The following is a 21,683-nucleotide window of genomic DNA, read 5'->3' as shown; positions in this document are numbered from 1 at the left end:
CTTACAGCGGATCACCTACCAGCACGGCGTCACCTACATCTCCGTCGCAACCTGCTTCGGCTGGACCAGGCCCCCACTTTAGGCGAGCCTGCTTAGCTGGGAGATCCACGAGAAGATGCCGAGTTAGGCAGCCCATGGTTCGATCAGCTACTGCCTCAACCTCAAGCTCTGTCCAAGTTTGCACTGCGTAATCGAACACTTGGGCTTCCAAATCTTCGCCCTCACTGTGGTGGAGTATGGAGGCATAAGCCTCGGTGCAGCGACCGCTCGCTTGATCGCAGCGAATCTCGATGGCATTGGTTCCTGGTGCCTCATACCCCTTTTGGGTTTCCCACGCACCCCAGATCAGCAGTAGCCCGTTCTGCTGCTCCACTTTTAATGGCGGACGCACAACGGTATGCGGAGCTTCAATGGTGCGGGGGGCTACGAGCCAGCAAGCTGCGTAAGCAGAAAGCAAAGCAGATGCGAGGGCAATGCCGAGATATTTAAGAAAACGCATGATCGAGCTCCATTCGTATGAGATGCCATCCTGGCGGGCGAGAGTGTAGGAGAGGATGCAGCGCTTGTGGGGTGGGGTGTCTACAAGGCTGGGCGATTTTTCGCATTAATTCTAAAAAAATCGCAGCTATTTCGAGATCCTACAGCCGCCACCGACCAGCGCCGCGGCGGAGGCGCTGTGGTGCGGCGTCCTGAACGGCCGCTGCGGCCAGCGTTCCAGCGGCGCCAGGCTGGCCACCGACTGGATGGAGGCGACCTCCAGGGCCTCGTCTTCGCCGAGCGGCGGCAGCAGGCCGGGCAGACGGCTGGCCAACAGGGTCTTGCCGGTGCCGGGCGGGCCGCTGAGCAGCAGGTTGTGGCCGCCGCTGGCGGCGATCAGCAGGGCGCGCTTGGCCGCCAGCTGGCCCTGTACGTCGGCCAGGTCGGGGTAGTCGGGCGCGGCGCGCAGCAAGCCGCCGGCCTGGTAGGGCGGCAGCGGCGTGTGGCCATTGAGATGGGCGGCGATTTCCAGCAGGTGGTCGGCGGCCAGTACGACCAGCCCGGAGGCCAGGCAGGCTTCCTCGGCGTTGGCCCTCGGCACCACCAGGGTGCGTCCGGCGGCGCGAGCGGCCAGCGCCGCCGGCAGCACGCCGCGTACCGGCCGCAGTTCGCCCGACAGGGCCAGCTCGCCGAGGCACTCCAGCGTGATCAGGGTTTCAGCCGGCACCTGTCCGTTGGCGGCGAGGATGCCCAGGGCGATAGCCAGGTCGAAGCGCCCGCCATCCTTGGGCAGGTCGGCGGGCGCCAGGTTGAGGGTGATCCTGCGGGCGGGAAAATCGAACCCGGAATTCTGGATCGCGCTGCGCACGCGGTCCTTGCTTTCCTTGACGGCGGTCTCCGGCAGGCCGACCAGGGCCATGCCTGGCAGGCCGTTGGCCAGGTGCGCCTCGACCGAGACGGCCGGCGCTTCGACGCCCACCTGGGCGCGGCTGTGGACGATGGCCAGGGACATGGATCACTCCTTGATCGCATGCCCGCCGATGGGCTTATTCGGCGGGGGGTGTTGTCTGTTGGGCTTCCAGTTCCGCCAGCCGGGCTTCCAGCGCCTCCAGGCGGGCGCGGGTGCGGGCGAGCACGGCCATCTGGCTGTCGAATTCCTCGCGGCTGACCAGGTCCAGCTTGCCGAATGCGCTCTGCAGCAGGGCCTTGAGCTGGGCCTCGATCTCGCCGCGCGGCAGCGGGATGTCGCCGCTGAACAGGCGCGAGGCATGGCTGGCAAGGGTGTCGAGGATGGCTTTGGGCGGCAGCATGGCGGATTCCGTTGGTAAACGGCGGCCAGTGTAGCACGCCCTCCCCGAGCCCCTTCGCCAGGGGGCGGTGCACGATTTTTGATCACCTTGGTGGTTGGCAATGCACCAATGTGGCGCACGGTGCGCCCGCCCGGTTTTCCCGGATTCCTCGCTGGAGCCGCCTAAACTCCTGAAAAAGTGGCCTTTTGGCATAGCTGGCAAGCTTTCTGCTTTACACCCCGTGACGCGTGCACCGATGCAGTACCGGTGGACAGGATGAGGCGGGGGAGTGCCTCACCGGATGCGGTTGGTGGCATCGCTCGGGCCGGACGCCGGTGCGGATGATGCGTTTCAAAAGCCAGACACTGCGCTTAGACTTGAGCCGGGTTCGTTTTCCTGGGGCGAGTCCATCAAAACGGGAGAGAGTTTCATGAAACTAGTCACTGCCATCATCAAGCCGTTCAAGCTGGACGACGTGCGCGAGTCGCTGTCGGAGATCGGCGTGCAGGGCATCACCGTGACCGAAGTCAAAGGCTTCGGTCGGCAGAAGGGCCACACCGAGCTGTATCGCGGCGCGGAGTACGTGGTCGATTTCCTGCCCAAGGTGAAGATCGACGTGGCCATCGCCGACGACCAGCTGGACCGTGTCATCGAGGCGATCACCAAGGCGGCCAACACCGGCAAGATCGGTGACGGCAAGATCTTCGTCGTCAATCTGGAACAGGCCATCCGCATCCGTACCGGCGAAACCGGCACCGACGCAGTTTAAGCCTCAGAACCCCCAACACGCCCCAGGAGAAAAACACATGACTCTGCGTAAGATCGCAGGGCTAGGAGCCCTTTTGTCCCTCGTAACCCCTGGCCTGGCCATGGCTGACGAGGCCGTCCTCAACTCCGGCGACACCGCGTGGATGCTGACCGCCACCGCGCTGGTGCTGTTCATGACCATCCCCGGCCTGGCGCTGTTCTACGGCGGCATGGTGCGTTCCAAGAACATTCTCTCGGTGATGATGCAGTGTTTCGCCATCACCGGCCTGATGAGCATCCTCTGGTTCGTCTACGGCTACAGCCTGGCCTTCGACACCACCGGCATGGAGCAGGGCGTCACCAACCTGAACTCCTTCGTCGGCACCCTGAACAATGCCTTCCTGAGCAACCTGACCAAGGACAGCCTGGTCGGTGCCTTCCCGGAAAGCGTGTTCATCACCTTCCAGATGACCTTCGCGATCATCACCCCGGCGCTGATCGTGGGTGCCTTCGCCGAGCGCATGAAGTTCTCCGCGATGCTGATCTTCATGACCGTCTGGTTCACCATCGTCTACGCCCCCATGTGCCACATGGTCTGGTCCGGCGACGGCGCGTTCCTGTGGGATGAAGGCGTGATCGACTTCGCCGGCGGCACCGTGGTGCACATCAACGCCGGTATCGCCGGCCTGGTGGCCTGCCTGGTGCTGGGCAAGCGCAAGGGCTACCCGACCACCCCGATGGCCCCGCACAACCTGGGCTACACCCTGATCGGCGCCGCCATGCTGTGGGTCGGCTGGTTCGGCTTCAACGCCGGCTCCGCCGCCGCCGCCGACGACACCGCGGGCATGGCCATGCTGGTCACCCAGATCGCCACCGCCGCCGCCGCCCTGTCCTGGATGTTCGCCGAGTGGATCACCCACGGTAAGCCGAGCGCCCTGGGCATCGCCTCCGGCGTGGTCGCCGGCCTGGTTGCCATCACCCCGGCCGCTGGCGCCGTGGGCCCGGTGGGCGCCCTGGTGATCGGCCTGGCCGCTGGCGTGATCTGCTTCTTCTGCGCCACCAGCCTGAAGCGCAAGCTGGGCTACGACGATTCCCTCGACGTGTTCGGCGTGCACTGCATCGGCGGCATCGTCGGCGCCATCCTGGTGGGCGCCTTCGGCTCCCCGGCCCTGGGTGGCTTCGGCGAGTTCGAGAGCATCGCCAGCCAACTGTGGATCCAGACCGAGAGCGTGCTGTTCACCATCGTCTACACCACCGTCCTGACCTACGTCATCCTCAAGGTCATCGACCTGGTGATGGGCCTGCGTGTCAGCGAGGAGTCCGAGACCGTCGGCCTCGACCTCTCCGAGCACAACGAGCGCGGCTACAACCTGTAAGCCCTGCTGCTGTACCAGACGCCCGGTTCGCCGGGCGTTTTTCTTTCCGCGCCAACGGCGGCGCACCTTGTGCAACCGGTACAACGGAGTACTCGATGGAAAGCACGGCTCTGATTCCCCTGCAGTATGCGCTGGATACCTTCTATCTCCTGATCTGTGGTGCCCTGGTGATGTGGATGGCGGCTGGCTTCGCCATGCTCGAATCCGGCCTGGTACGGGCCAAGAACACCGCGGAGATTCTCACCAAGAACATCGTGCTCTATGCCCTGGCCGCCGTGATGTACCTGCTGATCGGCTACTACGTGATGTATGGCGGGGCCGCTGGTGGCGTGCTGCCGCACTTCGGCTTCCTGATCGGTGCCGAGCACGCGGTGGACCTGGTGGCCGCCGGTGGCGAGGATGCGCCGGGATACTCGAAACGGGCCGACTTCTTCTTCCAAGTGGTGTTCACCGCCACCTGCATGTCCATCGTCTCCGGCGCGGTGGCCGAGCGCATGAAGCTGTGGGCCTTCCTCGCCTTTGCCGTGGTCATGTGCGGTTTGATCTACCCGATCGAGGGCTACTGGACCTGGGGCGGCGGCTTCCTCAAGCAGCTCGGCTTCAAGGACTTCGCCGGCTCCGGCATCGTCCACCTGGCCGGCGCCTCCGCGGCCCTGGCCGGGGTCATCCTGCTCGGCGCGCGCAAGGGCAAGTACGGCAGCCAGGGGCAGATCAACGCGATCCCCGGCGCCAACCTGCCGCTGGCGACGCTCGGCACCCTGATCCTCTGGTTCGGCTGGTTCGGCTTCAACGGCGGCTCCCAGCTCAAGGTCAGTAGCATCGAGGACGCCAATGCCGTCGCCAGCGTGTTCGTGAACACCAACATGGCCGCCGCCGGCGGCCTGCTGGCGGCGCTGGTGGTGGCCCGCGTGCTGTTCGGCAAGGCGGACCTGACCATGATCCTCAACGGCGCCCTGGCCGGGTTGGTGTCCATCACCGCCGAGCCGTCCACCCCTACGGCGGTGCAGGCGACCCTGATCGGCGCGGTGGGCGGTGTGCTGGTGGTGTTCAGCATCCTGATGCTGGAGCGCCTGCGCATCGACGACCCGGTTGGCGCCATCTCGGTGCATGGCACCAGCGGCGTCTGGGGCCTGATGGCGGTGCCCCTGACCAATGGCGGCGCCAGTCTCAGCGTGCAGATGCTCGGCGCGGCCTGCATCTTCGCGTGGGTGTTCGTGGCCAGCCTGGTGGTATGGGGCCTGATCAAGCTGGCCATGGGGCTGCGGGTCAGCGAGGAAGACGAGTACGAAGGCGTCGACATCGCCGAGTGCGGCATGGAGGCCTACCCGGAGTTCACCCGCAAGTGAACATCCGCAAGGGGCGCTTCGGCGCCCTTTCTTCATGTCCTCTGCGAGCGCTGCGGCAGATTGCAAATTTCCCGCTCGGGCCAGGTGAAAACGCCGCGCACAGTCACTAGAATGCGCCGCCAGTGATGACTGCAGGGAGCGGCCTATGTGGCTGCAACGCACGATCCAGTTGCGCGCCCGGGCGCGGGGCTTCCACCTGGTGACCGACGAGCTGGTGGCGGCGCTGCCCGAACTGGCGGGCTACCGGGTCGGCCTGCTGCACCTCTGGCTGCAGCACACGTCCGCCTCGCTGACCATCAACGAGAACGCCGATGGTGCGGTGCGACGTGACTTCGAGCGTTTCTTCAACCGTCTCGTGCCCCAGGGCGAAGGCGGCTACGAACACGACTACGAAGGGCCGGACGACCTGCCGGCGCACTTCAAGTCCAGCCTGCTGGGATGCCAGCTGAGCCTGCCGATCGGCGAAGGTCGGTTGAACCTCGGCACCTGGCAGGGCATCTATCTCGGCGAGCATCGCGATCATGGTGGTGCCCGTCGGGTGCTGGCGACCCTGCAGGGCGAGCTGCGCTGATGGCGCGGCCGCCGATGACGTTTTTTTCCAGCGGCATTTTTGCAATGAATGCGGCTGGTCTATAAGTAACCTGCTCTGCGCAAGTCATGAGGTAGAACATGAGCGACGAAGAACTGGAACAGGACGAGCTGGAAGGCGCCGACGAGGAAGAAGGCGATGAGCTGGAGGCGGCCGATTCCGGCGATGACGCCGAGGCCGACAGCGGCGAAGCCGGCGAGTCCGGTGGCAAATCGGGCAAGAAGGCCAAGGCGGCCGACGAGGTCGAGGAGCTGCCCAGCGTAGAAGCCAAGCAGAAGGAGCGCGACGCCCTGGCCATGGCCATGGAGGAGTTCCTCTCCCGTGGCGGCAAGGTCCAGGAGATCGAGCCCAACGTGGTGGCCGACCCGCCCAAGAAGCCGGACAGCAAATACGGCAGCCGCCCCATCTGAGGACGGCCGCCGCCATGAAAGAGCCCGCCATTCGGCGGGCTTTTTCATGACGCTGTGGGTCCTGCCGTGCCGGGCGTGTCGCCCGCTGCTACCCGTGCCAGCAGGCGCTCCATCGCCATGCGGTTGCCGATGGCGTCGAAATGGCTGCGTACATGGGCCACGCCGCCTTCGCCCATGCGCGAACGTGTCGGGCCGTCGGCAAGCATTTCTTCGACCATGCGAGCGAGGCGCTCGGCATCGTTGGCCGGGAAGATCCAGCCCGCGCCCGATCTTTCCAGAATCTCGCCAGCCTCGCCGGCAACCCCGCAGAGCACGGGACGACCACAGGCCATGTAATCCAGCAGCTTGGTGGGAATGGCGCCCTTGAACAGGGGGATGTCCATCAGCGTGACCAGGCAGATGTCCGCCGCATTGATGTAGCCCCGAACCTCCTCCTTGGGAATCGGCGGCAGGATGCGCACATTGCCCAGCCCCAGCGCGTCGAGGCGCGCCTCCAGATGAGGGCGCTTCATGCCGTCGCCTATCAGCAGGAACAGCACGTTCTCCCGCTGGCAGCGGCGTGCGGCCTCCAGTATCACTTCAAGATTGTTGGCTTCTCCCATGGCACCCAGGTAGAGCACCAGTTCGCGTCCCTGCCAGCCATGCGCACGGCGCACTTCCGCGCCGGCCGCTGCGTCCGGGAAGAGCATTCCGGTATCGATGCCGCAGGTGATGACCTCCAGCTTCTCGGCGGGCCAGCCGCGTCGGTGAATGTCGTCGCGGATGCCATGCGTCAAGGCGACTATGTGGGCCGCGTTGTCGTAGAGCACCCGCTCCATCCAGGACATGATGGCGATCAACTGCCGGTTGTGCAGGATGCCCATCTGCACGGCCGACTCCGGCCACAGGTCGCGGACCTCGAAGACCATGGGGATGCGGAGCAGCTTGCACACCAGCCAGATGGGAAACATCGGGAAGATGGGCGGAGAGGAGGCGAGCACCACATCCGGTCTCGGGGCGACCAGCAGACCGACCGGGGCCGTCAGCGAGAACGAGATGAAGCCGAGCAGCCTGCCCAGGTAGCTGCGGTGCAGCTGCGAGTAGGTGTAGGTACGGATGACCTGGACCGCACCGTCGCGCTCGCGCCGCAGCAGGCGCTTGTACCAGGGGCGGCCGGACTGCGCGGGCCGCATGTAGCCGGTCTCCCCGGACACCACAGAGACCTCGTGTCCGTTGCCGGCGAGGTGCTGGGTCAGTTCGTAGATCAGCGAATGGCCGGGCGAGGCGTGGCCCTGGTAGTACTGATAGATGACCGCCACCTTCATCTGAACGCCCCATAGATCCGCTTGAGCCGCTCGCCTTCGCGTTCCCAGCTCAATTCCCGGCGTACCTCGAGCAGGTTGTCCCGCCAGCGCTGCAGGCGTTGCTCATCGGCGAAGAAGTCCTCGATGGCCGTCGCGATGGTGGCGGGGGTGCCCAGGTCGGCCACGCGGCCGACCTGCCGATCCTCCACCAGACGGCGCAGCTCTGGCAGATCGCTGGCGAGAATCGGCAGCCCGGCGGCCACGAATTCGAACAGCTTGTTCGGCGTGCAGTAGTAGTTGTTCAGGCAGATGCCCTGATAGGGGATCACGCCGGCGTCCGCGGCGGCGGTGACGGCCAGCAGCTCGGCCTGGGCTACCGCCGGGTGCAGGTGGACCTGTTCCTGCAAGCCCCGCTGTGCGACCAGTCGCTGCAGGCTGCGCCACAGCTGACCATCGCCCAGCAGGACCAGGTGGATGCTCCTATCGCTCAGCCGTGCCATCGCCTCGACCAGCTCGACCAGATTTCGTGTGGCGGAAAGACCCCCCTGAAAGAGCAGGATCCGATGCGCGGCGGGAATGCCGAAGTGCTTGTGCAGGTACGTCGAGCGTGGCGGCAATTGTCCTACGCGCTCGGCATTGAGAATTACCTCGACCTCGGCCAACCCGTACCGGGTCTGCAGTTCCTTCGCGATCGACGGGTTGACGGTGATCACCCGGTCGCAGGCGTGGATGTGCCGGCGCTCTATCTTCGCCCAGGCCGCCCGCTGGCCCGGAGAAAACTCCTGCTCGCTATAGAGCTCGTGGCTGTCGTAGACCAGGCGCGCACCGAATTCATCGGCCAGGACTCTGCCGACCGCCAGCATGGGCAGGTCGTGCGCCACCACGATCTCCGCCGGGTGGTGGCGTCCGTCGGCGAGAAACAGGTTGAGATAGAAACGTTCCTGATCCACCAGGAAGCGCCAGGCGAACGACTTCAGCAGGCGCATGAGCCGGCCGTTCATCGGCAGATGGCGGCGTACTACACGGTAGATCGCCAGGACCCGGCCTTCCCGGCGCGCCTGCATGCCGGCCGCGCCTAGGCGGACCACGCGCGGGTCCGATTCCGGGGCGGGCTGGTCGAGTGGCAGGGCCAGGATCGTTACCTGCCAGCCGTCTTCCTCCAGGCTGTCCGCCTGGAGCGATATCCGGCGGTCGATCCGGCGGTCGGTGCACAGCATCAGTATTCGCCGCGAGAACGGCCGGAAATCAGATGCCACCGGGCTGCATGTCCTTGTCGATGAAGATGCGATGCCAGAGTTCCAGGCACAGCAGGCCCCAGACGATACGGCCGAACTCTCGCTCGTCCGTCAGCGCCTTCTCGACCGCTTCCGGGTTGTACAGGCCACGCTGCCGGGCCCGCCCGGAGAGCAGCGTGTCGCGGGCTACACCCTTGGTCCACTGCGTCAGCGGGGTGGGGAAGCCCATCTTGTCCTTGCGCTCGAAGATCGTCTGGGGGACCGCGCTGCGTACCGACTCCTTGAACAGGTGCTTCATGCGGCCGCCAGCGAACTTGATGTTGGGCGGGATGCTGGCCATGAACTCGACGATGCGGTGATCCAGCAGCGGCACGCGTGATTCGATGGAGGCCGCCATGCTGGTGCGATCCTCGACGTGCAGCAACGCCGGCAGGGAGCCTTTCAGGTCGAAGTAGGTCATCTGGTTGACCAGGGAATGCAGTTCGTCGCGGTTGAAGATGCGCTGGAAGGACTCGAACGGCGAATAGTTGCCGGCACCGCGCAATGCCTCGGGGTTGAACAGCTGGCTCATGCCCTCGCTGCGATCCGTCAGGCGGAAGTAGCGCTGGTCGTGCGAATTGAACAGTCCATCCATCCACAGGTTCTGCAGCATGGGCTGGTAGGTCGCCAGCAACGGCAGGTTCGGCACGATGGATTCGAGGGAAACCGCGTAGCGCCGCTGGTTTGCCGTCTGGTAGATGGCGCCCGACAGGCATTTCTCCAGGTAGACGGCCATGTAGCGCGCATAGCCGATGAACAGCTCGTCGCCGCCCTGTCCGCCCATCACCACCTTCACATGCTCGCTGGCGAGACGGGAGACGTAGTACTGGGGAATCACGCCGGGGCCGGCCAGCGGCTCGTCCATGTAATACATCAGCCGCGGCAGCACATCGGGCAGTTCATGCCCGGCCGGAATGAAGATTTCGTGGTAGGCCGTACCGGCGAAGGACGAGACCTCCTTGGCATAGGCGGTCTCATCGAATTGGGGCCCCTCGCTGAAGGCCCCGGTGAAGGTCTTCAGCTGCTCGCCCCCGAGCATGCGCGACGCCAGGCAGACGATGGAGCTGGAATCCAGCCCGCCGGAAAGGTGCGCTCCCAGCGGCACATCGGAACGCAGGTGAAGGCGGATGGAGTCGTCGATCAGGCCGGACAGCGTGTCGATGAAGTAGCGCTCGTCGTGCTCCTCGTCGATCTCGTAGCGCAGGTCCCAGTACTGGCGGGTGGTGACCTTGAGCACGTCGCCCTCGTAATGGGCGCTCAGGCAGTGTCCCGGCTCCAGCTTGTCGATGCCCTTGAACAGGGTCTTCTGGTCCAGGCAGAACTGGAAGGTCAGGTAGTCCTGCAGTCCTTCGAAGTTCGCGGCGGCCTCGACACCGGGATCGGCCAGGATCGCCTTGATCTCCGAGGCGAACAGCAGGCGCTGCCCGTCGAAATGGTAGTAGAACGGCTTGATGCCGATCCGGTCGCGCGCACAGAACAGCCGCTGCTCGTGCTTGTCCCAGATGGCGAAGGCGAACATGCCGATCAGGCGGTCGACGAACTGTTCTCCCCACTCCCGGTAGGCATAGAGAAGAACCTCGGTATCCGAATAGCTGTGGATCGGATGCCCTTTGCCCGTCAGCTCCCGGCGCAACTCCAGATAGTTGTAGATGGCGCCGTTGAACACCACGACATAGCGGCCATCCTCGGTCGTCATCGGCTGCTTGCCGTGCTCCGGGTCGATGATGGCCAGGCGTACGTGTCCCAGACCGACAGGGCGTTTCTCATCCAGCCAGATACCGTCGCCATCCGGGCCGCGATGGCGGATGGCGTGCATCATGCTGGTCAGCGAGGCGCCCAGCGCATCTTTGGTTCCCTGCATCGCAAGGACGCCGGTTATTCCACACATTTAAATCTCTGCTCCCTTCACGAACTGGCGCCTTGCAGACCACTCTGCTTTCGACGACTGCGCGTAAGCGCTTCTATGCATTCCGGCCATGTCAGCGTTTGCGCACTTCATAGCTTTCCATGTTTATGTATCTGTGCAGTGGCCCGGTGTAGTCGTGCTGGACGACAACTTCCTGGGTCTGGGACTTGGCGGTGAAGGGAATTTCCCAAGACTGCACCTCGCCCTGGGAAAAGTCGAAGGTGTGCACAAGGATCTGCGAGGCATCGTCAGGCAGTGTCGCGCGCACCTTGAACGTGCGATCCGAGGTCAGGATGTCGCCGCCCAGGCCCTTGGCTTTCAGCGCGAAGACATAGTCGGCACCCGGTGTGAGGCCTTCGAGAGTCCAGCGCTGTTGCTGATTGGTGCTCGCGGCTCCGATGAAGTTGGCACCTTGCCAGCTTGGACCGAATTCGCTCGAGCGCAGCGAATTGCGTTCTTTCAGGTTCATGAGCAACGAGAACACGAAGGGTTTGTCCGGTCCCGCGACACCTGCCGGATTGGCTCGGGTGAAAATGTCCTTGCCCGTGTAGGCGGCGGCGCCTTTTCTCTGGGAGTCCTGGTGGACTACTACTTCCAGACCTTTCTCGTAGGCAGACTTGACCTCCGCGAACGACAGCAGGGCGTCGCTCCCGGCAAGCGTGTAGTAGACGCCGTATGTGGGGTCGTACAGCTGCCACTTGTCACCAATCTTTATTTCGGCCAGGGCATGCCCATCGCTATCGGGATAATTGAGCATGCTCACTACCCGTCCCTCCAGGCCCTGGGCGGTCGCCAGAGCGAGCAGCGTGTTGGTGAACGAGCCGCAGGCGCCGATGTGCTCGAGCACAGTGGTTTCTGGAGTGGTATCGCTGGCGACGCCGACATCGAACTGATCGATGAAGCCCATGAATGCCAGTACCTTTTCGTGATCCGTATTGAGACCGCGCACCAGATAGTCGGAGAGCGCCTTTATTTTCAGCGACACCGGCTGCCGGTAGATCCGCAACGGATTGCGGATATCCGCCAAACCCAGAAAGTCCCCTTCGGGCTGTCGTTCGAAGATCGCTGTTGCCTCGGCAGCCGTTCCTACCCGTGGCGGCAGGGCTGCCTCCAGTTCGATCTGCCTCAGCAGGAGCCTGGGCTGACCGACGAAATCGGAGAACTCGACCCTGAGATTCTTGAAGGGCTTGTCGGTTTCGAAGGGGATTTCCACTTCTTTCTCGCTCGGCAGCGAGGCTTCTGCAATTTTCTCGTATGTCTCGCCTGGCGCGCGCAGCGCCGAAATCGAGACCGCCCGGGCATGGTTGGTCTCGTTTTCCCAGACGAGTTTCAGGACGCCCTTCTTGATGGGCGAGCCCACCTTGAGCGTTACAAAGTCCTGAGCGGAGTTTTCCAGCCCCGCAACGTAGTCATCATTGGGGTCTCCATCCAGAGCATTCTCGAAGCCGAATCCTTCGTACATGTTCGAGGCTTCGACGAGTTCGAGCTTGACGGCCGTGAGCACCGGTTGGAAGACCGGTTCGATAATCACAGCTTTTCCGGTTTTCTTGCTGTCGAGATAGTAGCGCTGGCGCTCCGTGTACTGTTCGAAGAACCAGTCTCCGGTCAGTTTGGCAATTTGCTCGAGCTGTTCCACCTCGAAGATCTGATAGTCCGCTCCTTTGAACCACCCCATGTCTTGCGGGCGAACCTCAATCACGGCTTCCTTCCATTGCTGATCGCCAGTGGTCGTGATTACGGAATTCCTGAGCGGTGTGAAGTCCAGTGCATTCCCTTCACTAATCGACTGGACCTTGACCACAAACTGCCCGGCCGATACGTCTTTGTATCGAATCACCAGTCGCTGTGGTTGTACGTCGAAATAGTCGGAGAACGTTGCCTCGGGCAGCTGCATCAGGGTGTATGCATTATGTCGAGTGCCTCCCTGTACCGCTTCCTTGTGGCTCAGATAGCCGTTGGCAAAAGAGCGAGCTTGCTTACCATCCACTTGCTGTACCGGTGACCATTCCAGTCCGCTGATACGAGATGTGCCATCAAATGCCTGCTCGCTGCCGACGTATAGTTGAGTCTGTTTGGCAAACTGGGGAGCCTCAAGGGCAATGCTTTCTATGAGCGGAGACGTTTCTCCGGCCAGCCAGTCCAGTTGGAACAGCAATTCTTTCTTGGGGTTGAGGTCATAGCGCAGCCAGTAGCCTGTATCGAACTGTGAAAGCTTGGCGCGTAATGTCTCGATGCCAGTCTCCTTCAAAGACCTGATGCGGGCGTCATTCAGCCGATCTGCCGTTGAAGCCAGTGCTGGCAAACTCGCTAAGTGAGCGTTCAAGACATGTGTTGCGTTGGGAACTTCTTCGAAGTGGACCAGCCCGGATCGAGTGACGCTGGATATACCTCCCTTCGAGACGGGAATCTCATAGGCGTAGGCGGATTTCTTCAGAAGGCTCCGAATATCGGCACTTTTATCTATATTATCCAGAGTGTATTCGAGCGCCTTGAGTATATATGCCTGGCTGAATGCCGAGGGCCAGGGGGGCGAGGTGGTTACGTCGTTATACACATTGGGGAAGGGGAATTCGAATGTTACCGCATCGCCCAGCTTTACCTGGTTCTTCGGGTTCTTGAGCCAGTTCAGTGCTGGGGCGCGTTGAATATCGGAGTTTTTGATTTCTGAATAGACTCCGCCAGCAGTATCAGGGCCATCAAGCAGTTGAGTGGCTATGATGTATGGCGAATACATCGGGGTGCCCCTGTCGGACGAGGGGTCATACAATCCATTGCTATCGAATCTGCTCTTGGCGGTGGCGGCGTGCTGCATCAACACCCCGCTCTTGTCCAGAGAATATATCGGCAGCATGGGTGTTTGTTGTGGAAGTTCGATTTTCTTGGGGGAAACTTTCTGGAATGCTTTTCCTGGCTCCAGTGTGTTCTGATAGCCGGTTGCCATATCCGCCCAGGATGAAAGTCTATTATCCGAGTGTGCCAGTAACTTCAGATATGTAGTGTGTTTCTGAGCGTACAGGCGGCCAACCCAATAGCCGAGATCGTTAGGATTCACGTTGATTTTCCACTGGCGCCAGACATTGGCACCCGAAATCAACAGATCACTGTCTTTCAGCTTCTTGAACGTTTCATTGGCCGGCGATATGGAGCGCATCTGGACTTCCAGATTCCCCGGTTTCTCGTCCAGGTATTCGATGCTCAGTTCGTATGGTGTTTTGCGGAGATTGTTCTTCCATGCTCCGGGCAGCTTCAGGTAGATATAACTGAAAGGTGCAACCATCTGCCCTTCGCTGTCCGGCGCTTCCCGCCCGCTTTCGACCGGACGCAGGCGCCGAACGCTGCGGCCGCCCACCTCCTCTATCTGCCCCCAGTCGTTACCGGCGATACGCAACGGGCCCTCGGCATCGTTGGCGCCGCCGACATCCAGCACGGACTCTTCACCCGACTCCGGGTCACGCAACACGATGCGGTCGATGGCCAGTTCGGGGTTGGCGAAGCCGTAGGGGTTGGCCAGGCGGAACAGCAGTTCGTCCTTGCGTGGATTCAGGTCGTACCGGAGCCAGTACCCGGCGTCGTATAGCGGCAACCAGCGCAGAAGAGTGTCGCTGCCCTTGCCGAACCATTTCTGGTACAGGTCTGCGCCGGTGGCTTCCCTGAGTTCGTTCAGGGCGAGCAGGGCGCGCATGTGTCCGTTGAGAATGTGCGAGGGGTTTTCGACGGGGGACGGGATTTCCTCGAACCAGATGTCATCGCCGGCGCTGAACAGGAAGCCGCCTTCGCTGAGGGGGACGAACAGCGATTCGGCCGCTTTCCGGGCAAGTTCCAGACTGCTCGGGTCCTGGGTCTTGCGCCAGTGTGCCAGCAGGGCCTGGATACCGGTCGCCTGTGCGAAGGCACTGCTCCAGGGCGCCTTGATGGAGACGTCGTTGTAGGTGCTGTCGAAGTTGTAGGTCCAGACCCAGAGGCCACGCTCGTTCTGCGCGAGGTTTGCCTTGAGCCAGGCGATGCTGGCCTCGAAGCGCTGGGGATCGGCCTTCAGGCCCAACCCGGGGTCGTAGTCCTCCACCCCTGCGTAGGCGAGCGCATACAGGGCCGTCCACGCCGGATGGTCGACCTTGCCCACTCCGCTGATGGTCAAGTGCGGCACTCCTGCATCGTCGGTGCTGTGCCGGGCCTGGTCGACATTGGTTTGTACGGCCGCAGTATCTGCATGGGCGATCAAGCACCAGAGGCTGGTGAATATCAGGAGAAGCGCCGCAAAGCGCGGCTCGGCACGGTTCATCAAACGACTCCGCTCAGACTGTCTGACTCTGGATTGGTGGCGGCATTCAGGAATTTGCTCATTTCCAGGGCGTAGATGGCCCCTTGACCCTTCCAGGCGAGCTCACTTCTTTTGCTCTTGATATTGCTGCGCCACGAGGAATAACGCGGCGAGCCAAAGGCTGCGTCGATGGCTTCCGCAATCTTTCTCGGATTGTCCATCCGGTGCGAATAGCCGAGGTCGTTCTTCTGGACGAAGCGGTTCAGCTCCGGCGAGTCGTTGGCAAGGATCGGCAGGCCCGCCTGGATGAACTCGAACAGCTTGTTGGGCGTGCAGTAGTAGGAGTTCAGGTCCACGTGGGGATAGGGAATGATCCCGATGTCCGCCGAGGCGCTGTGCTGGAGAAGCTCGCTCTGGGGCACGGCGGGCAGGAAGTGGATGCGCGAGCCGAGCAGCTTCAGGCTGGCGGCCTGTTCCTTGAGCAGTTCTCCGAAGTCGCCGAAGCCCATCATCACCAGGTCCACGTCCGGGGTATGGACATGGGCCATTGCCTGCATCAGGTTTTCCAGGTTCCGGTAGGGTGAGAAGCCGCCCTGGAACAGCAGGATGCGTCGTTGCGGCGAGATGCCGAGCTTTTCGCGCAGCAGATCGTAGTGGGCGTCGGGGTCGAACGTCTCGTGGGGATCTATGGCGTTGAGCAGGGTGACCGGCTTGGCTATGCGGTAGCGGCGCGCCATCTCTTCGCCGATGGACTCGTTGACGGCAAAGACCAGGTCGGCCTTCTGGATCAATCGATCTTCCGCTTTCGAGCAGATGTTTCTCTGTGCCCGGGAGAACGACTTCTGCTCCGGGTACAGTTCGTGGGCGTCATAGACCAGCGGCACCTGCCAGGTGGCTGCGAGCTCCGTGCCGGCTTCCAGCGCCGGCAGGTCATGTACCTGAACCAGATCGCTCGGGAACTGGAGCCCGTGCTGGAAGAAGGCCTGGCGGAATGGCAGGGGGTCGTGGAGTCTGCGATTGCGGTAGCGCAACAGCAGCAGCGCCTTGTACAGGTTCCAGTTCAGCTTGCTGCCGTAGTTGAACAGGCGCTGGAACAGGCCCAGGCGGTGCGGGTAGCGATTGGCTGCCCGGTTCAGCAGATCGTTCAGCTTGTGCTGCCGCGCCATGTACCCTGTGTAGGTCGGGTTTTCCGGAATGATGTGGTTCAGCCCGATACGGGTGAGCTGGATCCCTTCCTCCAGCAGTTCATGGCTGGTTTCACCCTCGAATGACAGTGCGAGCAGGCGAACCTGGTGGCCGCCCTCGATCAAGGTAACTGCCTGTGCCACCACCCTGCGGTCAAGATGCTGGTCGTGGCAGAGCATCAGTACATGAGCCATCTGGCTCGCCTCCCTTATGGCTTTCCTGGCAACTTGGCCAGGGCATGCCTGGCCATCGTTCCGAGTCGGTTCTCGATATGTTGGCTGAGTTGTTCGAGCCGAGCCTTGCAGGCATTCAACTCATCGTTGCGCCGCTCCAGTTGTTCTTCCGTTTCCCGGAGGCGGCCTGACAGTTGGGCGTATTTTTCTTCGAGCGTGGCGATGGTTGCATCCAGCTCGTTCCGCGTCCTGTCGTGCATGGCCTCGCGTGCCTGCACGTCGGCATGCTCGGCTGCCAGGTTCTGCAGCTGCACGGCCAGCCGGTCGGCTTCCCGGGCGCGTTCGAGAAGGGCGTCGCGCTCGGCGCTCAGGTTCTGCAGCTGTACGGAGCTCGCATCTGCTGCCCGTACCCGCTCCAGCAGCAAATCGCGCTCGGCAGCGAGGTTCTGCAATTGGACGGATTGCGCATCCGCCGCCCGTACGCGTTCCAGCAGCGTATCGTGCTCGGCAGCGAGATTCTGCAGCTGTACGGCCAGCCGGTCGGCCTCCCTGGTCCGTTCGAGAAGCGCGTCGCGCTCGGCGATCAGGTTCTGCAGCTGGACAGACTGTGCATCTACCGCCCGTACTCGCTCCAGCAGCGTATCGCGCTCGGCAGCGAGATTCTGCAGCTGTACGGCCAACCGGTCGGTCTCGCGGGTCCGTTCGAGAAGCGCGTCACGCTCGACAGCCAGGTTCTGCAACTGGACGGACAGGGAATCTGCCGCCTGTATCCGCTCCAGCAGTGTATCGCGCTCGGCAGAGAGGTTCTGCAGCTGTACGGCCAGCCGGTCGGCTTCCCGGGCACGCTCGACAAGAGCGTCGCGTTCGACGCCCAGGTTTTGCAGCTGGACGGATTGGGCATCTGCCGTCCGTGCTTTTTCCAGCAGCGTATCGCGTTCGGCAGACAGGTTCTGGATCTGGACGGCGAGCTGGTCGGCTTCCCGGGCGCGCTCCAGGAGAGCATCGCGTTCGGCAAAGAGGTTCTGCAGCTGGACTGCCTGAAACTCTGCCAGCCGTGCCTTTTCCCGCAGCACGTGATGTTCTGCCGTGAAGTTCTGATGCTGCACGGCGAGGCGATCGGCTTCCCGCGCGCGCGCGACGAGCATGTCGCGTTCGGCGGTCAGGTTCTGCAGCTGGACGGCCTGGGCCTCTGCCCGTTGCGCCTTTTCCAGCAAGACCTCGTATTCGGCCGCGAGGTTCTGGTTCTGCACGGCGAGCCGGTCGGCTTCCCGGGCTCGGGCGAGGAGAGCATCACGCTCGGCGGTGAGGTTCTGCAACTGGACGGACATCGTCTCCGCCTGCTGCGCCTTCTTCAGCAGGGAATCGCGTTCCGCGCCGAGATTCTGGAGCCTTGCCTGCAGTTCACCCACTTGCGCTGAGGTGTCTTCCGTTGCCGGCGTCGGCATCTGGCTCAGCGCTTCCTCGAAGCAGTTCTGGAGGTCTCCGATGACTGCTCCAGGCGTGGGCTCGAGGGGGGACGGCGCAGCGGTCAGGGTGCGGGCGTCCAGCCAGGTGGGGGCAGTGACCTGGGCGAAGAGAGGATGGTCGGCCTCTTCGCAGCGCCAGTAGGCATGCGTCTCCGACTCTGCGGGTTGCGCCCATGCGACGACCGGGCCTTCTCCCAGGCGGACGGATGCAAAGGCCTCCGGCTCGCAGGAGGCCAGTATTCCGTAGTAGCCGGCGACGGGTGCGCGCGGCAAGGCCAGTGTTGCATGGTCCTGCCCGGCTTCCAGCACGCAGCCTTCCAGCAGCAGCCCTGCCGCGTCCTCCAGCGATAGATGCAGCTCGCCCTGGCTGCCAGGCCGGCGTCGGACCTCGAGCAGCGGAGCTGCCTCATACAGGGGGAATTGCAGGCGCCATCCGCCATCGGCCGCCGCGACATACTGGGCAACCTGGCAGAAGGGGGCCAGGTTCGACGCCATTGGCTGGTTCGCGAAGTCCACGCAGGTCGCTGTTTGCAGGTGCTGCGTGGACTTCGCCGGAGACTGGCCGAAGGTCAGCGGCTGGCGCTGGAAGACGACCAGGATCTCGCTGTGGCTGCGGCAGTAGCGTTGCTCGAGGAGGGTGCGATACAGCTGTCTCCCCAGCGCCCGGGCCAGGAGCGGAGAGAGCGGTTCCAGTGGGGCGGCGGGCTGCCCGCTGGTACCGCATTCGGGACAGATGGCGGCGCTCCAGCCTGCCCACTGATCCAGCGCCGAGCGGCGCAGGTGCGTCTCGGGCGGCAACATGGCGCTCCACGGCTCCCCTGCCAGCACCGTGGAGTGGACGCTCCAGCCGATGGGCGCGCGGCGGTGAAGGTCGGCGAAGTCGTAGCTGCGCTGGTGCCAGTTGACGTGATAGCGATGTCCGCAGCTCGCGCAGCGGGTGGTCGCGTCCAGCAGCTCCTCGCGGAAGGGCACGGCGACCATGACGGCTTTGCCGGCGACCCGGAACAGTTCGCTCCAGGCGGCGGCTTCCGTCGCCTCGGGCATGTGTTCGAGGGCGTCGGTGCTCATGACGAGGTCGAACGCCGCATCGGCGAACGGCAGCGCCTGCGCATCTCCCTTTACGCCGGTGAAAGGCAGGCGCGACAGGGCTTCGTCGCTGCTGTCCAGGCCGACGAAGAGGGCGTCGCGATGTTGTTTGGCGAGCGACGAAGTCAGCTTGCCGTCGCCGCAGCCGATGTCGAGCACGGAGGCGATGCCGGCGGGCCAGAAGTCGCGGATGGCCTGCAACAGGTTGCGCTGCCCGGCCTGCAGTGGCTGGTCCCAGACCTCCGCCGAGCCGTAGAGACGGATGTCCTGGCTCATGGCAGCAGCTCCCAGCGTGCCGGCTGGTTCACCACGCCGATCTGCACCTGGATGCCGGGCGGCGGGAGGACCTTGAGGGCGTGGCAGCGATCGTGCAGGTCGTAGGCGGAAGGCTCGATCGACGATGCCGGATTGAGTTCGTGGAACAGCGCCACCGAGACCAGATAGTCGCCGGGGCCGAGCAGGAGCGGTGCGAAGTCGACCCGAATCCCGCCCTTGCCTTCGAGCTTGGCGAAGCGCTGCCCGCTCAGGCTGGCGATCACCTGCATCGCACAGGTGCCGTCGGGGCGGTAGACCGCGATCACCGGCACCGGGTCCGGCACGGTCGCGTTGGCCTCGAAGGCCATCACGGCGAAGGCGGGCTCGCCGCTGATCAGGGTGTGCCGCCTGTTGTCTTCCGCATCGAAGAAGCCGAAGCCCGTGATGCGGATTTCTCCGCTGCCGTACCGATCGTGCACCTCCAGCTCCTGCAGCTCGGCGATCAGGCCGGCGCTGCGCTGTTCGCCGAGCGCCTGGTTTTCCTGGAGCGCGACGTGCAGGGTCTGCCAGGCAGGCGATGCATCCGGAGCGATCTCGGCCAGACCGCAGTAGGCGTCCTGCTCCGGCGCGTACTGTTCGAGCTGCACGGGGTCGCTGGTGCTGGCGCGGTAGTCCAGTCTTACCCAGGCACCGCTGGGGACGTCGGCGGGCCAGGCGATCTGCAGCGGGGCATGCTTGTAGCGACCACCGAAGTCGCCGAAGGCCCAGCTGGGGTCGTCCTCGCCCTGCTGCTTGACCCGCTGCCAGTTCATGAAGCGAGGGTCCACGATCAGTCGGGAGGCCCCTGCCTGGGCGCCCGCCATGTCTATCCCGCCCAGGGTCCCGTTAGCATCCCCGTATTCCACGGCGCGTACCAGCAGAGGGCTGGAAGGCGGTGCGCCGTCCTGCCCGACCAAGCGGAGGAGGGTCGTCTGGCTGTCGCCTCCGGTCAGGGCGGAGACCTGGCCTTTGGTCAGCGACATGCTCCTGGCCCGTACCCGGCGCTCTTCCTCCTCGCGGACGCTGGCGAGGTAGGCCTTGCTGACCGGCAGCAATGGTCCGTCCTGGCGGATTCGCCCGCCTTCGAGCCAGACGCCCCTGTCGCAGAGCATCTGTACCGAGGCGATATCGTGGGAGACGAACAGCAGGGTCGCCCCCTGGCTGGTGAGTGCCTTCATGCGCTGGATGCACTTGCCCAGGAAGTAGGCGTCGCCGGCGCCGAGGATCTCATCGATGATCAGCACTTCCGGCGTCAGGGTGGTGGCGACCGCGAAGGCCAGGCGGGCGTACATCCCGGCCGAGTATTCCTTGACCGGGCGTTGCAGGAAGCCTTCCAGCTCGGTGAAGTCGGCGATTTCCTCGATGCAGTCGGCCATTCGCGAGGGTGGAATGCCCTGGTAGGAAAGCGCGGAGCGGATGTTTTCCAGCCCGGTGAAGTCCGGGTGGAAGCCGGTGCCGAGGGTCATCAGCGCCTGTACCTTGCCGTTGACCGCGATCGTTCCCTGATCGGCGCGCATCTGCCCCGAGACCAGGCGCAGCAGGGTGCTCTTGCCAGCGCCGTTGCGACCGATCAGCGCCACTTTCTCGCCGCGGGCGATGTCCAGGTCGATGTCCGCCAGTGCCTGGAAGGTGTCGTAGCGCTTGCGCGACACGGGCAAGCCCAGTGCGTCCAGCGCTCTCCAGCCGGGGTGCTGGAAGCGCCGGAAGCTCTTGCTCACGGACGAGATGGAGATCGCGATGTCAGACATAGTCGGCGAACAAGGGTTTGAGCCTCAGGATCAGACTGCCCCCGAGCATGAACAGGGCGAGGGAGAAGGCCGCGAATGCGCCGAGCTGTTCGAGCGGCACGACGCCCTGCATCAGGCATGCCCGGTAAAGCTCCATCAGCCAGGCCAAGGGGTTGAGGAAGAGGATGGCCTGCAGCCCGTCGGGCACCATGTCGGCGGTGTAGCCGATGGGGGAAATCATCATCAGGAAGAGCACCAGGATGGGGATGGCCTGCTGCAGGTCGCGGAAGAACACCGTCAGGGTCGCCGTGATCCACACGAAGCCCAGCACCATCATGATCTGCAGCAGGTAGATCAGCGGCACCAGCAGATGGGTCCAGTGGACGCCATGGAAATGGATCACTGTGCCCCATAGCAGCAGCATGCCCATGCCCATGGTGACGTGCCCGACGAACACTTCCCTGGCCACTACCAGCTCTATGGGAAAGAGCGTGTTCATGAGCAGGTCGCGATTGGCGACGATGCTGGTCGTGCCGTTGCCGAAGGCCTCCGCGAAGGCCAGGAACGGCACCAGTCCGGAGAACACCACCAGAATGTAGTCGGTGGTGGCCAGCCCCGGAATCCGGACCTGCAGGATCTGCACGAACACCAGGCTGTACATGCCCAGGAACAGCAGCGGGTAGAGCAGGAGCCAGAACATGCCCAGCGCGTTGGCGCTGGTTCGCTTGCGCAACCCCTGGACTACCGTCGAGTAGAGGATATGGCGATGCTGCAGAAGGCTCGCTAAGGCTCCCATC

General features: G+C 63.5%; 15 protein-coding genes and 1 pseudogene. 5 read left to right on the top strand and 11 right to left on the bottom strand.

Going from position 1 to position 21,683, the window contains the following annotated elements; genetic code table 11:
* Position 1: 1 nt before the first annotated feature.
* The 3 genes and pseudogenes from N7640_RS04825 to N7640_RS04815 form a co-directional block, all read right to left on the bottom strand.
* Entirely contained in the window at positions 2–499 is a 498-nt protein-coding gene (locus tag N7640_RS04825; RefSeq protein ID WP_279902936.1) for a hypothetical protein, read from the bottom strand.
* 138 nt (positions 500–637) lie between these two features.
* Positions 638–1,489: pseudogene (locus N7640_RS04820) on the bottom strand (magnesium chelatase domain-containing protein); the annotation flags it as partial.
* Positions 1,490–1,523: 34 nt separating this feature from the next.
* A complete protein-coding gene (locus N7640_RS04815) occupies positions 1,524–1,787 on the bottom strand; it encodes an accessory factor UbiK family protein (protein ID WP_279902935.1) in 264 nt (87 codons plus the stop codon).
* A gap of 409 nt (positions 1,788–2,196) precedes the next feature.
* On the opposite strand from N7640_RS04815, the gene glnK reads away from it, so the two are divergent.
* The 5 genes from glnK to sutA all read left to right on the top strand — a co-directional run bounded on the left by glnK (position 2,197) and on the right by sutA (position 6,234).
* Entirely contained in the window at positions 2,197–2,535 is a 339-nt protein-coding gene (gene glnK / locus N7640_RS04810; protein WP_021700071.1) for a P-II family nitrogen regulator, read from the top strand.
* A 37-nt stretch (positions 2,536–2,572) separates the two neighbouring features.
* Positions 2,573–3,889, top strand: a complete 1,317-nt coding sequence (locus N7640_RS04805) for an ammonium transporter (RefSeq protein WP_279902933.1) — start codon at positions 2,573–2,575, stop codon at positions 3,887–3,889.
* Between the two features lie 95 nt (positions 3,890–3,984).
* Positions 3,985–5,235, top strand: a complete 1,251-nt coding sequence (locus tag N7640_RS04800; protein ID WP_279902931.1) for an ammonium transporter — start codon at positions 3,985–3,987, stop codon at positions 5,233–5,235.
* 145 nt (positions 5,236–5,380) lie between these two features.
* On the top strand, positions 5,381–5,806 hold the full coding sequence (locus N7640_RS04795; protein ID WP_279902929.1) for a secondary thiamine-phosphate synthase enzyme YjbQ: 426 nt from the start codon (positions 5,381–5,383) through the stop codon (positions 5,804–5,806).
* Positions 5,807–5,904: 98 nt separating this feature from the next.
* Positions 5,905–6,234 (top strand): transcriptional regulator SutA, encoded by a 330-nt coding sequence (gene sutA / locus N7640_RS04790; RefSeq protein ID WP_279902928.1) that lies wholly within the window; start codon positions 5,905–5,907, stop codon positions 6,232–6,234.
* Between the two features lie 44 nt (positions 6,235–6,278).
* On the opposite strand, the gene N7640_RS04785 is transcribed toward sutA, so the two are convergent.
* The 8 genes from N7640_RS04785 to N7640_RS04750 form a co-directional block, all read right to left on the bottom strand.
* On the bottom strand, positions 6,279–7,538 hold the full coding sequence (locus N7640_RS04785; protein WP_279902926.1) for a glycosyltransferase family 4 protein: 1,260 nt from the start codon (positions 7,536–7,538) through the stop codon (positions 6,279–6,281).
* A complete protein-coding gene (locus N7640_RS04780; RefSeq protein WP_279902924.1) occupies positions 7,535–8,734 on the bottom strand; it encodes a glycosyltransferase in 1,200 nt (399 codons plus the stop codon). The genes N7640_RS04785 and N7640_RS04780 overlap by 4 nt, the downstream gene beginning before the upstream one ends.
* 28 nt (positions 8,735–8,762) lie before the next feature.
* Positions 8,763–10,679 (bottom strand): asparagine synthase (glutamine-hydrolyzing), encoded by a 1,917-nt coding sequence (gene asnB, locus N7640_RS04775; protein ID WP_279902922.1) that lies wholly within the window; start codon positions 10,677–10,679, stop codon positions 8,763–8,765.
* Positions 10,680–10,770: 91 nt separating this feature from the next.
* Positions 10,771–14,976 carry a D-glucuronyl C5-epimerase family protein gene (locus tag N7640_RS04770; protein WP_279902920.1) on the bottom strand — a complete coding sequence of 1,402 codons (4,206 nt, stop codon included), beginning with the start codon at positions 14,974–14,976 and terminating at the stop codon, positions 10,771–10,773.
* Positions 14,976–16,319 carry a glycosyltransferase gene (locus N7640_RS04765; protein ID WP_279902918.1) on the bottom strand — a complete coding sequence of 448 codons (1,344 nt, stop codon included), beginning with the start codon at positions 16,317–16,319 and terminating at the stop codon, positions 14,976–14,978. Before N7640_RS04765 ends, N7640_RS04770 begins: the two co-directional genes overlap by 1 nt.
* Positions 16,320–16,348: 29 nt before the next feature.
* Positions 16,349–19,141: a methyltransferase domain-containing protein gene (locus N7640_RS04760; protein WP_279902917.1), complete on the bottom strand. Its 2,793-nt coding sequence runs from the start codon at positions 19,139–19,141 to the stop codon at positions 16,349–16,351.
* Positions 19,138–20,907 carry an ABC transporter ATP-binding protein gene (locus N7640_RS04755; protein WP_279902915.1) on the bottom strand — a complete coding sequence of 590 codons (1,770 nt, stop codon included), beginning with the start codon at positions 20,905–20,907 and terminating at the stop codon, positions 19,138–19,140. Before N7640_RS04755 ends, N7640_RS04760 begins: the two co-directional genes overlap by 4 nt.
* Positions 20,900–21,682 carry an ABC transporter permease gene (locus tag N7640_RS04750; RefSeq protein ID WP_279906182.1) on the bottom strand — a complete coding sequence of 261 codons (783 nt, stop codon included), beginning with the start codon at positions 21,680–21,682 and terminating at the stop codon, positions 20,900–20,902. The genes N7640_RS04755 and N7640_RS04750 overlap by 8 nt, the downstream gene beginning before the upstream one ends.
* Between the last annotated feature and the right edge of the window lies 1 nt (position 21,683).

Origin of the sequence: Pseudomonas sp. GD04015, from assembly GCF_029837675.1 — a bacterium.
In the GTDB taxonomy this organism is placed as follows: Bacteria; Pseudomonadota; Gammaproteobacteria; order Pseudomonadales; family Pseudomonadaceae; genus Aquipseudomonas; species Aquipseudomonas paralcaligenes.
The sequence above is the reverse complement of the archived record's forward strand: the minus strand, read 5'-3'. Positions and strand labels throughout refer to the sequence as shown.

What these genes read in the sequence shown, in the direction of transcription:
- N7640_RS04780 (WP_279902924.1), bottom strand. Translation starts at nt 8,734, where the DNA reads ATGCTGTGCACCGACCGCCGGATCGACCGCCGGATATCGCTCCAGGCG.
- N7640_RS04755 (WP_279902915.1), bottom strand. Translation starts at nt 20,907, where the DNA reads ATGTCTGACATCGCGATCTCCATCTCGTCCGTGAGCAAGAGCTTCCGG.
- N7640_RS04815 (WP_279902935.1), bottom strand. Translation starts at nt 1,787, where the DNA reads ATGCTGCCGCCCAAAGCCATCCTCGACACCCTTGCCAGCCATGCCTCG.
- N7640_RS04795 (WP_279902929.1), top strand. Translation starts at nt 5,381, where the DNA reads ATGTGGCTGCAACGCACGATCCAGTTGCGCGCCCGGGCGCGGGGCTTC.
- N7640_RS04770 (WP_279902920.1), bottom strand. Translation starts at nt 14,976, where the DNA reads ATGAACCGTGCCGAGCCGCGCTTTGCGGCGCTTCTCCTGATATTCACC.
- glnK (WP_021700071.1), top strand. Translation starts at nt 2,197, where the DNA reads ATGAAACTAGTCACTGCCATCATCAAGCCGTTCAAGCTGGACGACGTG.
- sutA (WP_279902928.1), top strand. Translation starts at nt 5,905, where the DNA reads ATGAGCGACGAAGAACTGGAACAGGACGAGCTGGAAGGCGCCGACGAG.
- N7640_RS04785 (WP_279902926.1), bottom strand. Translation starts at nt 7,538, where the DNA reads ATGAAGGTGGCGGTCATCTATCAGTACTACCAGGGCCACGCCTCGCCC.
- N7640_RS04800 (WP_279902931.1), top strand. Translation starts at nt 3,985, where the DNA reads ATGGAAAGCACGGCTCTGATTCCCCTGCAGTATGCGCTGGATACCTTC.
- N7640_RS04825 (WP_279902936.1), bottom strand. Translation starts at nt 499, where the DNA reads ATGCGTTTTCTTAAATATCTCGGCATTGCCCTCGCATCTGCTTTGCTT.
- N7640_RS04805 (WP_279902933.1), top strand. Translation starts at nt 2,573, where the DNA reads ATGACTCTGCGTAAGATCGCAGGGCTAGGAGCCCTTTTGTCCCTCGTA.
- N7640_RS04760 (WP_279902917.1), bottom strand. Translation starts at nt 19,141, where the DNA reads ATGAGCCAGGACATCCGTCTCTACGGCTCGGCGGAGGTCTGGGACCAG.
- asnB (WP_279902922.1), bottom strand. Translation starts at nt 10,679, where the DNA reads ATGTGTGGAATAACCGGCGTCCTTGCGATGCAGGGAACCAAAGATGCG.
- N7640_RS04750 (WP_279906182.1), bottom strand. Translation starts at nt 21,682, where the DNA reads ATGGGAGCCTTAGCGAGCCTTCTGCAGCATCGCCATATCCTCTACTCG.
- N7640_RS04765 (WP_279902918.1), bottom strand. Translation starts at nt 16,319, where the DNA reads ATGCTCTGCCACGACCAGCATCTTGACCGCAGGGTGGTGGCACAGGCA.